A 10,635-nucleotide genomic window follows, 5' to 3' on the forward strand; every position below is an offset into this window, starting at 1 on the left:
ATCAGGCCTGATTTCCAGTCGCTGCCAGGGGGTGCCGGTCTTCTCGCCGGATATTGCGATAGATGGCCCGTAGCGAAAGCAGGTTCTTGAAGTAGCGCGGTGCGAGACGGCGCGGGCTGGTAAGCATCCGGTGCAGCCACTCCAGCGACAGCCGCTGGAGCCATAGTGGGGCGCGCTGTTGTTGGCCGGACAGGAACAATAGGGATGCCCCTATGCAGAGCGTCACGCCCCGCGACTCGGGCACGGCGGCGAGACGATTTGCCAGCAGCTCCTGCTGTGGCGAGCCGAGTGCCAGGAAGATATAGTGAGCCCGCTGGCGCAGGATAAATTGCGTCAACGTGTTGACCTCGTCCTCCCGGTCAATAAACCCCATGCTGGGATTATGGTGTACCAGATTCAGGTGAGGATACTGGGAGCGTATACGAAGAAACACGCTCTCCTCGCCACCAATCAGCAGTATCCGGTCGCTCGATGTCAGCACTGTGTCAAACAGTGCTTTTGTCAGCGCGCTGCCCGGAACCACCTCGGGTATGCTCATACCCTTAAGGCGAAGGAGATGCGCGAGGATACGGCTGTCGCACAGTGAAAGACCGGCCCGGCGATAGATTTCCCTCAGCTGTTCATGGTTAACGCCGCTGACCAGTCTCTGTAGGTGGTCAATGTTGGGTGTCACTACAAATTTATTGGGCAGTTGCCGACTCATCGACCGGATGCTTTCAAGTGCCGATGACATGGTTATGCGGTCTATATTACAGATGCCAATGCTGCGCTGCTGGCTCATGCTGGGGACTCCCTTCCCGCGAATATGCTATTTATACTCGATCAGCTCCATTGCTTTATGTCGCCGCCGGCTTGTGTGGAACTCGATAACACCAGCCATTTGGGCAAACTTTCCCACGACGACGGAAAGTGCGTAGAGCCATGACGCACGCCTGCTTTCTTTTTTCCCCTCTGCTCGCCGACCACGATATACACGGATAGCCAGTAGTGCATAGGCCAGTGGTAACATGGGCAGGACTGCGGGGCCGATAAACAGGCTCAATACCAGCAGCGCAGTCGGCAACGCAGCGCCATAAACAACAATACTGCGGACTTCCCGCTGGCGGAATCCGGAGCCATCACCGGCATGCAGAAATGCGCCGTGCGCGTAGGCGTGGCCGGCACGTTTAGCCCGCAACCAGAACTGGCTAAAGCGGGAGATATCCGCATCATGGAGAGTCATTGCATACGGCAGGCGCTGTATTTTCCAGCCCGCGGCACGAATCCGGTAACACAGCTCCGGCTCCTCACCGGCAATCATTTCACTGTTAAAGCCCTCCACAGACCGGAAAGCCTCCACGCGAACCATAAAGTCACCACCGCTTGAGGCCGCCTCCCCTACCGGGGTGTCCCACTCCATGTCGCAGAGCTGGTTATATATCGAAGCTTCCGGTCGAATTTCACGGCGACGGCCACAGACAATCGCTAACCCGGGCTTTTCGTCCATTTCAGCGGATGCCCGTTCCAGCCAGCCAGGATCAAGCACACAGTCACCGTCGACAAACTGGATCCTGGAGAGGTCGGGATAGCGGTCCAGTAACCGCGCGGCGCCCTCGTTACGGGCACGGGCGGCGGTGAATGGCCGATCCGGGCTGAGGCGCACCACTGACTCAACCAGTTTTCCTGCCAGCTCTGCGCTGCCGTCACTGGAGCCCGAATCCACATAGACCACCGGGAGGCCGGTCGCACACAGGGATTCCAGGCAGGAGGACAATCGCGCACCTTCATTCCTGCCAATAGCGACAATACCCAGTGAGGGCGTGCCATGGTTTTCAGCTGGCATGCGTCACCTGCCCACGGCCTATTCCCAGCCTTTTGGCCATGGCCCGGCGAACCCTGGCCACCAGCCCCCGTGGCTGTCCTGACAATTCCTCTTCCCGACCGTCCGGGCGCAGGAAAATAGTGCTGTGTAACGCTTTTTTCTGCTCACCCCGGTCACCGGCGGTATAGTAGTAAAGAGCCAACGAAACCCGGTGTCTATCCTCCGGGCAATTCAGCGGATGTGGATGGCCGTGGTAGCTTTTGGAAGTGGTCGAGAAAATTGCCATCCGATTGAATAAAGGTGGTATAGATTTTTTGCAGGCTTTTTCCTTCGCACACCACAACTCAAAATCCCCACCCCAGTCTTCCTGCCAGTCTTTGTTCAGGTAAATAAGTACGTTGATACGGCGATAGACATTCATCCGCCGATGTCCGTTGAAGTCCACGTGTACGCCAAGCTTCCCGCCGCGGGGTATTTTATGTAACCCGGCACCGTGCAGGTATGGGTCGGGGATCAGGCCCTGGATACCGGTCAGTTGCTCCAGGAATTCCAGAAATGGCGCTGAGTTCAGGGTATGGATCAAGTTTCGGGTAACTGGCCCCATGCTGAGATCCGAACTCATCTGCAATTTTTTTTCATACTTTGAATTGAACTCACGCCAATATTTCTTACCCCGCTCGAATTCATCGAGGACGGCGTCGAGTAGTTCCGGGGAGAAAACGCCGTCATACACACCATGGGCAAACGGCCGGGCATTGCGATAGGCTTCGGCATTTTCCTGTACGAGTGCCTTCAGGCGCTCGCTGGGAAGGTAGTCCCGGTAAGTAAATTCCTTCATACTTTTCATTTCGTATTTGATCTAAAGGGGCAAAGACGGACTTTTCGATGGGCAGCCGGGGTGGTTGGCTGGAATATGCTGCGGACAGGTGTCGCGGCAATGCAGGATATCCCAGGCCATACCCATACCCGTGGGAACGAAATGCAAAGCGCCTTTACCGGACACAGGGAAAGTCGTCGAGCCGGGGACGCAGACCTGCCCAGGAGCCAGAAAAGTCGCTGGAAAGAGGAAATGGCAGATACCTGCACGCCAGACGGGTACAGTGAAGTAATGGAGATCATGTTGTCGCGCTCCCTGCGCAGCTTTCCAGTGGCTTTCCTTTAGCGCACCGGTGGGTTTCCCCAATCGCACCCCAGCTGATCAGCGACATTACCAAGGGCAATGCCAGCAGGTGTGGTCTTTAAAATCGGGCGGCCGATTTTCCGCAAGAACGGATCGGGGGGCTACTGTACCAATTTAAGGGTTAGCAGGAGCCTCTCGCGGGCAGCTTGCCCGGCATTACCGAAACCTGCTCCATTGTCGCTGCACCGACCTGGCAGCTTCCGGACGTCCCGCCACGAGCAATCCTGTTCTTGCTTTCGCTTGTTGTATCGCTTTTTTACGAGCAGACAGGTTAGTAATGAGTACGTCGCAACCCGAAGTAAGGCTGTGGAAATTTCTACCCCTACCAGTGCCTCTGATTATTGATAAATTTTTTTTCACTGTAAATGGGCGGGGGAAACAATGAACCACGTATAAGTGTCTTTGCCGTCGTGACTGGTACAAAACCGCTTATTTAGTGTTATTAACTGGCTCGATCGTGTTAACTTAAATAAGTCAACTGACAGGGCCCGACCGCCAATAGCCTGGATCGGCATTGAGCGGTTCATTTCAGTTCCACCAGCCTGGCATCCATCAGCCCTGGCACCCGCTCGGTGAGCCCGGGCTGGGCGCGACAGGACGCATAATGTCCGTACCGCGCTTCCTGTCCGCATCAATGGTTGATTGCCCGGTACGCAGGCGGCTCAGCAAGTCCCGATGTGCCTCGTCGTCGAGGATCCGGGCCAGGCGTCCGACGATATTCTTCCGCGCTGATTCCCCGACCAGGCGATCCGGCTGTGCGGCCAAAGAGGCGGCGCACTATAGCTTCGAGCCCCGTAGCCACCGCCCTGCTGTATCTGCCGCCCGGTGATTTCCGCCGGTACTGCGGCACTCCCCGGGCTGCCCGGTGTAGGGGATGAACTGCCACCATCAGGTGCGGGAACCCGGGAAAGGCCCGGCAGCTGAACCGCGGGCGCCTGGCGGGTCTCTTATAAAGGAGGGGACGCCTGCACCGATCAGGTGCACCAGGGATCACCTTGTTGCGCATGCAGAATGACGTTTTGGCCCCGGGGAGACTTCTACTTTGATGAAGTAACCGGGCGCCTCTCCGGGCCGGAACCGTAGCCCTGGCCATCACCGCCAGGGCAAAAGGGGTTCCCCAAAGCGCTGCAGCTTGTAAAATCTGCCGCCCACCGGCCGCCGCCGGCCGTTTGTGTACCCCTGGTTCCGAGGTTCCCCAGGACCCATCCGAACCCGACAACTGGAAAACTTATGTTGCTTGCCCTGATCGCCATCGTCGCTGGATTTGCTTTACTGGTCTGGAGTGCCGACCGCTTCGTCGAGGGTGCAGCCGCAACCGCCCAGCATGCCGGCATGCCGCCATTGCTGATCGGCATGGTGATCGTTGGCTTCGGCACCTCGGCGCCGGAAATGGTGGTCTCCGCGATGGCAGCCCTGGACGGCAGCCCCGGGCTGGCGCTGGGCAATGCCTACGGCTCCAATATTGCCAATACCGGCCTGATCCTGGGCCTGACCGCGCTGATGATACCGCTGGCGGTTCACTCCAAGATCGTCCGCAAGGAGCTCCCGCTGTTGCTTGCCATCAGCTGCCTGACCGGAGCATTCCTCTGGGACGGCGGCCTGGCGCGCTGGGAGGCAGGGATACTGCTGGCCGGCTTCTTCGGCCTCATCGGGTGGTCCATTTTTTCCGCCCTGCGGGGCAAGGGCGACAAGCTCGAGGGCGAGATGGAGAGCGAGCTGGAGGTGCATGCCATGCCTCTTGGCCGCGCCATTTTCTGGGTGGTGGCGGGCCTGGTGCTGCTGATCATCAGCTCGCGGGTCCTGGTCTGGGGGGCGGTCACGATTGCCGAATCGCTGGGCGTCAGCGACCTGATCATCGGCCTGACGATCGTCGCGCTGGGCACCTCCCTGCCGGAGCTCGCAGCCACCGTGGTAGCGGCGCGCAAGGGCGAGCACGATATCGCCATCGGTAACGTCGTGGGCTCCAATATGTTCAACCTGCTGGCGGTGGTGGGGATCGCCGGCGTGATTGCGCCCATGTCGGACGTGCCGGCGGAGGTGCTGTCGCGCGACTGGCCGATGGTGGTGGGATTGACTGTGGCGCTGTTTGTGTTCGGCTACGGTTTCCGCGGCCAGGGCCGCATTAACCGCCTCGAGGGTGCCGGCCTGCTGCTGGCCTATATCGTCTACAACGCCTACCTGGCGATGACCATTACCCGCGCCGCGGGCATGTGAGCCCCGGCACTACCGGCGGCCCCGCTCCCGCTCCAGGCGCGCCAGCCGCGCCTGGAGCCGCTCGACTTCTTCCAGCAGCTCCAGCGCCAGGGCCGCGCCGGCGAGGTTGAGCCCCAGGTCCCGCTCGAGACTGTACACCCGGCGAACCTTCCTGACGCAGATACCACTGAAGCGCCAGCGGGTGCGGCTACGACCGCGCGGTTCAATCACTCCCTCTTCCACCAGCGCCAGCACTTCCTCGGCGGCAATATCGCAGGCGCGGCAGAGTTCTCCCAGGGTCAGCTCACTCTCCTCATCCAGGATGGCGCCGCTGATTTCCTCCCGTTGGCCCGGTTTCATAGCCACTCTCCTCTACTCAGCTGCCCAGCCCACTGCGGGGATCGAAAGTGAAGGCCTGGCTGAACGCGCGATAGGCCTCTTTTTCCGCCTCTGTCCCGGCCGGCGGTGCCACCACCTGCAATACCACGAACATGTCGCCCGGCGTCTTGGCGGGTATGCCGCGGCCTTTCAGGCGCAGCCTGCTGCCATTGCCACTGTCGGCGGGGATGGTCAGGTTGATGGCACCTTCCGGTGTGGGCACCTTGACCTTGGCACCCAGGGCTGCCTCCCAGGGCGCCACCGGCAGGTTCAGGTAGACGGTCGTACCCTCGACCGAATACAGCGGATGCGGATTGAAGGCGATTTCCAGGTACAGGTCGCCGGGCTTGCCTTCGCCGAAGCCGGGCTCGCCCTGCCCCGCCAGGCGGATTTGCTGGCCCTCGGTCACGCCTTTGGGGATCTTTACATTGAGCTTGCGCTCCTTGAGCTGTGGCCGCCCGTCGGGCCCCAGCTCGGAATGCTTGAGGGCAATCTGCCGGGTGCCGCCGTGATAGCTGTCCTCCAGGTCAACGGCAATCTTCGCGTAGGTATTCTCACCGTGCGCATGGTAGTGGCGCTGGCGGGCGCCCCCGAAGCCATGGCTGAAGCCGCCGCGACCAAACAGGCTCTCGAAGAAATCGCTGAACACCTCCGGATCGGCCGCGGTATACCCCCCGCCGTGGAACTCGAAGCCCTCATCCCAGTTGGGTGGCGGGCGGAACTCCTGGCCGGCATGGTAGCCACTGCCGAGCTGGTCATAGGCGGCGCGCTTCTCCGGGTCTTTCAGAACCTCGTAGGCTTCGCCCACTTCCTTGAAGCGATCCTCGGCGCCGGCCTCCTTGCTGATATCCGGATGGTATTTGCGCGCCAGCTTGCGATAGGCGCGCTTGATCTCGTCCTGGCTGGCATCGCGCTCAAGACCGAGGATCTGGTAGTAGTCCTTGTATTCCATGACGCTCCGGAGTCCTACTGAATCCGTCGCCCGGTGTTCCCAGTCGCAACCGGGCGCTGGTATGCCGGGCCGGGGATTTTTATAGTAGCGGCTTTCCCTAACTCTACAACAAGGGTTTCCTTCATGCTGCGGCTTCTCTCGATCACAGCCCTGCTGCTGTCAGGCTGGGTGACGGCAATTGCATCTCCCCGCGCCGCCGCGGCTGCATCAGTCACCGTGCATGAGGATATCCTGTGGGCCGAGCCCGGCGGCGTGCCGCTGACCCTGGATATCTATGTGCCATCCACGGCGCGCGCGAGCTATCCGGTGGTAGTCATATACCACGGCGGCGGCTGGCTGTTGAATGACAACAGCATCATGGATTCCGCCGCCCGCTACCTGGCGGAAGAGGGGGAATTTGTGGTGGCCAATATGAACTACCGGCTGCTGGGAGATAATGGCAACACCACCCGCATGAACGAAATCATCGAGGATGCCCTCGGCGGCCTGCTCTGGGTAAAGGCACATATCGAAGACTATGGCGGAGATCCCCGGCGCGTGGCAGTCACAGGCGACAGCGCCGGAGCTCACCTTGCCGCCATGATACTGATGGCCGGACAGAACCTGAGCGGTGCCGGTTTCGGCGCGGGCAAGCCCGGCTTCGACCCCACTTATTTGCCCGACGGGAAAACGGTCGGACAGGTGCAGGAGGAAGACGGGCTGGCGGTACAGGCGGCGGTGCTGAGCTATGGTGCCTTCGACCTGTACCGGGAAGCGCTCGACGGCTTCGAGACCAGCAGCAATGGTTTCTGGGAGTGGTCCAGCACGGCCCCGCGCAGTATTTTTGGCGGCGATGTCACGCCGAGCGGGCATCCGGAGCTCTACCGGGCTGTGTCACCGATTTACCTGGTTCCGCCAGCCACCGAGCGCAGGCTGCCGCCAACCTTTGTACACGTGGGCAGCGAGGACCGCGTCACGCCACCGGCAGCGATCCAGAAATTCGTGGACAGGATGCGCGCGGCGGGCCAGCCCATCGAGTTCAGGATCTATGACGGCAAGCGCCACGCTTTCCTCGACTCGGGTTGCAATGAATACCTGGGGAACTGTTTTGACAAGGATGCGCCGGACACGCTGGACGATATAATCGCATTTTTGAGGGAGCATCTTCGCTCCACTTGATCCGGGGTCCAGTCCAGTTTCTGCGACCGGTGGTGTCTACTAAACGTGGGTAAGTCTTGCACTTAACGCCGCCGGCAGGGGCAGCTTACCTTGTGCACGTTTTGTGCAAACATGGGAGCGTAGCGACCCGCGCAAAAGGTGCACAGGATAAGACGTCCCGCGAAGGGCCGTAGCATACTGCCTAGATTTGTTACACATCTGCTACGCAAAAGCCAAAAAATTAGAAAAGCCTATGTAGACTAACCAGACGCCACCAGCAAGGCCAGCCAGTAGCTCAAGCTTAAAATTAGAGGGGTACTTCTCTCTCGGAGTGAAATTAAAAGGTAAATGGAAAAAAATTCCAGTAACGGCCATTTTGTGACATAAAAAGAGCAAAGATGCACCTAATATGACTGGCCATACGACGCCAAAACTGTTTTTTCCAGACATAAAAAAGTAAGAAAAGTAAACGAAGAATAGACTGATACAAAAAAACTGCGAATGGTCGAAATTTCTCAACTCTTTCCCTTATCTCTTTATCTTCTCTTTTCCATTCCTCTCGTTGCGCTATTGCATCCTCTTTGATGATCTCAATTTTAGAATAAGCAATACCGCACGCAGGGCATTGCCAGTCAGGCGCCCTTTCATATGCATTTCTTTTATACTCACATTTCGGACAAATCATCATAATGTGTAACATCCGCAAAAGGGGCGACCAATGCTAGACACCTCGTGTGCAAAAATGGGAGCGCGGTGACCAGCACAAATGGTGCATAGTGTTGGGCGCCCCTCGGAGGCCCAACGGGCCGGAGCAGATTCCTTGCGCTTGTTATGCATATGTTTTGGCACTCTTTATCAGCTTATCCAGTTCTTTCTTCAAGCTCCTTCTTGCAAAAAATCTTATTATAACTTTTAGAAAACCAGGCAAAGATTGAAGACCCAAATCAAGTTGGACGTTAACACTAAGCAAAGTTTGATCATTAATCCCCTTTAGATCGGAGTCAATGAGCGCCTTGATCTTCTGATCTTCTGTGGATGCCACGAATTGGATTGAATCGGGCGGTTTAGATTCAGAGACTTTTACGGCAATTGTCTTATGTAAATGGTTTGATTGAATCCGAAAGGATTGCTAGAACTATGACTTACCTGAAAGCCATCAAGTGCATTTCTTTTTATGTACTCGATGTCAGTAATAAGCTTAAAGGTCATATCTTTGCTTAGCGGGACAACTATTTCTTCTGCGACTTCTATCAAAGACTACGATTCCTTGCATGCATAGCGCCCGCCGCACAGGCGATCAACTTGTTGCGAGTCCAAAGCGTGAAGCGTGTATTTGTGCCGACGTTTGTTATGCATTACCACCAGATTCCATTTTGGACTCTATGATTGCGATTAAATCTTCCAGGTTTTCGGTATGAGTAGAGATATATACCTTGCCATGCTTTCCAGCGCTCGCTACGACTGCCTCAATGCCGTTATTACTAAACGGGTAGAGTTCATTAATCTCTGAAAGAGGGATGCTATTTTTAAAAAACCAGTAGTTCCGGCCAACTAGATTTCCATTTTCAATTTTTACATAAGCAAATTTGAATGCTGCCGCTATTAAAAATCCGAATACAGCTGAGAAAGCAACTATACCCAAGAAAAATAACGGTAGCTGCCATATTGCGACATGCTCAAATGTCTTTTCTAAATTGAAATCTGAAGAGAAAAGCCTTGCTATAAAAACAAATGCAACAGGTATGGATATCGCCATACTCATAAACTTCGTAAGCTTCTTCCCTAATCCTATCCAGTTTACTTGGTATTTCACTAAATCTCCTTGGATGCATAACGCTTTTGTTTAGCGGCGCCCATGTAGCGCAGCGAAATGGGCACCCGGTGTAGGGCCGGAGGCCCGGAACGAACTACAACGATTGGTTAGATTACTCACGACGAAGCACCACCTGGATAGCCGCTCTAATGTATAGAAACAGGCGGTATAAACCCCCCCATAGCACTCCCCACCACAGCGATCCCAGCAAGAGCGAGCCGTAGGTGACAGAGTAATTGCTTCCCGAATATAAGGAAGAAACTGGAATATCCAAAACGATTAATGACCAGCATTCAGAGTCTGCGCATAGCCATTGGTCATCGAAGCCGATCAACAGAAACCAGAGCAATACATGCGCAACCAAGCCGCAAAAGAAAGCAATAACATAGGTTTTATGACTACTGTTTTTTGAGGCCATCAAAATCTAACGCTTTTGCTTTGCGGCGCACCGAAGCGCCAGCGTAGGTGCGTCCGACAACAGTCATTTGTTAGGCGATTTCATTCCAGCCATCCTGCTACCTTGAAAACAGAAATGATCAACACGAAAAAACCAAATAGTGACGCATTCAATATCCACTGCCGTTTTTTCGTAGCTGTTTTGATCTTCTTGGTTTCAACTCGCTCCAACTCTCGGAGCTCTTTATCATCAGGATGCGCATAGATCTGCGAAACGGAGGAGTATGTTTCAGATTCATCACCTCGAACTCGGGCTTTCAACCTTCTCGCAAGCACAAGCATCTCTTGAAGTTGGCTTTCACCAGGATTCTGCAACCAAAGCTCACCTTGGCTAAACTGCAAAAATGGCTGACCGCCGCGACTTAACATTACTCCATCGAACGAGTAGTCGGAATCAGCCCGCAGTGCTGTGTTGATTTCCGATTCGTTCAGCACCGAGTTCGCTGAACCTTCTGTCTTCACAATAGCGACGTGATATCCCATTCCTTTTTATGCCTAACGCCCGCAGCATGCGCGGTGATCTGCTACCAGTTTCGTGGACACTTTATGCCGCCAGTTTTTCATATTCGGACGGTGATTGGTAGCCGAGACTGGAGTGAAGCCGATCTCGGTTGTAGAACTCTATATACTCGATGATATGTGCCACTGAATCGATTTCATTTTCGAACATTCGCTGATGAACGAGCTCTGCCTTCATGCTATGGAAGAAGGATTCAACGATAGCA

Annotated in this window: 11 protein-coding genes; 3 read left to right on the top strand and 8 right to left on the bottom strand. The window is 56.0% G+C overall.

The annotated features are described in order from the left end of the window. Position 1: 1 nt before the first annotated feature. The 3 genes from LVD11_RS15075 to LVD11_RS15085 are packed head-to-tail and all read right to left on the bottom strand — an operon-like array spanning position 2 to position 2,639. A complete protein-coding gene (locus tag LVD11_RS15075; RefSeq protein WP_237060363.1) occupies positions 2-781 on the bottom strand; it encodes a WecB/TagA/CpsF family glycosyltransferase in 780 nt (259 codons plus the stop codon). Between the two features lie 27 nt (positions 782-808). Beyond that, the gene (locus tag LVD11_RS15080) at positions 809-1,822 is read right to left on the bottom strand and encodes a glycosyltransferase family 2 protein (protein ID WP_237060364.1); all 1,014 of its coding nucleotides are present in this window, start codon (positions 1,820-1,822) and stop codon (positions 809-811) included. Then, complete coding sequence (locus LVD11_RS15085; RefSeq protein ID WP_237060365.1) at positions 1,812-2,639, bottom strand: 2OG-Fe(II) oxygenase; 828 nt, start codon at positions 2,637-2,639, stop codon at positions 1,812-1,814. The genes LVD11_RS15080 and LVD11_RS15085 overlap by 11 nt, the downstream gene beginning before the upstream one ends. Before the next feature lie 99 nt (positions 2,640-2,738). On the opposite strand from LVD11_RS15085, the gene LVD11_RS15090 reads away from it, so the two are divergent. Together LVD11_RS15090 and LVD11_RS15095 are read left to right on the top strand one after the other, a co-directional pair. Continuing rightward, positions 2,739-2,963, top strand: coding sequence for a hypothetical protein (locus LVD11_RS15090; RefSeq protein ID WP_237060366.1), 225 nt, complete (start codon positions 2,739-2,741; stop codon positions 2,961-2,963). A gap of 1,248 nt (positions 2,964-4,211) precedes the next feature. Further along, positions 4,212-5,195, top strand: coding sequence for a calcium/sodium antiporter (locus LVD11_RS15095; RefSeq protein WP_237060367.1), 984 nt, complete (start codon positions 4,212-4,214; stop codon positions 5,193-5,195). 9 nt (positions 5,196-5,204) lie between these two features. On the opposite strand, the gene LVD11_RS15100 is transcribed toward LVD11_RS15095, so the two are convergent. Together LVD11_RS15100 and LVD11_RS15105 are read right to left on the bottom strand one after the other, a co-directional pair. After that, positions 5,205-5,534, bottom strand: coding sequence for a chaperone modulator CbpM (locus tag LVD11_RS15100; protein WP_237060368.1), 330 nt, complete (start codon positions 5,532-5,534; stop codon positions 5,205-5,207). Positions 5,535-5,550: 16 nt separating this feature from the next. After that, a complete protein-coding gene (locus LVD11_RS15105) occupies positions 5,551-6,504 on the bottom strand; it encodes a DnaJ C-terminal domain-containing protein (protein WP_237060369.1) in 954 nt (317 codons plus the stop codon). Positions 6,505-6,627: 123 nt separating this feature from the next. Between LVD11_RS15105 and LVD11_RS15110 the strand changes: the two genes are divergently transcribed. Beyond that, complete coding sequence (locus tag LVD11_RS15110) at positions 6,628-7,662, top strand: alpha/beta hydrolase (RefSeq protein ID WP_237060371.1); 1,035 nt, start codon at positions 6,628-6,630, stop codon at positions 7,660-7,662. Positions 7,663-8,989: 1,327 nt separating this feature from the next. On the opposite strand, the gene LVD11_RS15115 is transcribed toward LVD11_RS15110, so the two are convergent. From LVD11_RS15115 to LVD11_RS15125, 3 genes are all read right to left on the bottom strand, one after another. After that, positions 8,990-9,454: a hypothetical protein gene (locus LVD11_RS15115; protein WP_237060373.1), complete on the bottom strand. Its 465-nt coding sequence runs from the start codon at positions 9,452-9,454 to the stop codon at positions 8,990-8,992. Positions 9,455-9,952: 498 nt separating this feature from the next. Then, entirely contained in the window at positions 9,953-10,393 is a 441-nt protein-coding gene (locus LVD11_RS15120) for a hypothetical protein (protein ID WP_237060375.1), read from the bottom strand. A 61-nt stretch (positions 10,394-10,454) separates the two neighbouring features. Beyond that, positions 10,455-10,635: IS3 family transposase (locus LVD11_RS15125; protein WP_237060376.1), on the bottom strand; the 181-nt coding region annotated here is incomplete at its 5' end.

The sequence above is a fragment of the Microbulbifer sediminum genome (genome assembly GCF_021729035.1).
In the GTDB taxonomy this organism is placed as follows: domain Bacteria; phylum Pseudomonadota; class Gammaproteobacteria; order Pseudomonadales; family Cellvibrionaceae; genus Microbulbifer; species Microbulbifer sediminum.